Below are 255 nucleotides of genomic sequence, written 5' to 3'. Positions count from 1 at the left end.
ACGGAGTGTGACGGCCGCCTTCTTCCTTCGACAGGACGTAGACTTCTGCGGTGAACTTGGTGTGCGGCTTGACCGAACCTGGCTTGACCAGAACCTGGCCACGCTCAACGTCGTCACGCTTGGTGCCACGCAGCAGCACGCCGCAGTTCTCGCCAGCACGACCTTCGTCCAGCAGCTTGCGGAACATCTCAACGCCGGTGCAGGTGGTGGTGGTGGTGTCACGCAGACCAACGATTTCCAGCGGATCCTGAACGC

Annotated in this window: 1 protein-coding gene; it reads right to left on the bottom strand. The window is 61.6% G+C overall.

Translation table 11 applies throughout. From position 1 onward, the window contains the following. On the bottom strand, positions 1 to 255 hold a 255-nt coding region (locus tag L6D75_RS27255; protein WP_248285607.1), incomplete at both ends, for an EF-Tu/IF-2/RF-3 family GTPase.

Origin of the sequence: Pseudomonas faucium (assembly GCF_021602585.1) — a bacterium.
Classification (GTDB): Bacteria; Pseudomonadota; Gammaproteobacteria; order Pseudomonadales; family Pseudomonadaceae; genus Aquipseudomonas; species Aquipseudomonas faucium.
Note: the sequence above shows the minus strand (reverse complement) of the source record. Positions and strands in the feature narration are given on the sequence as shown.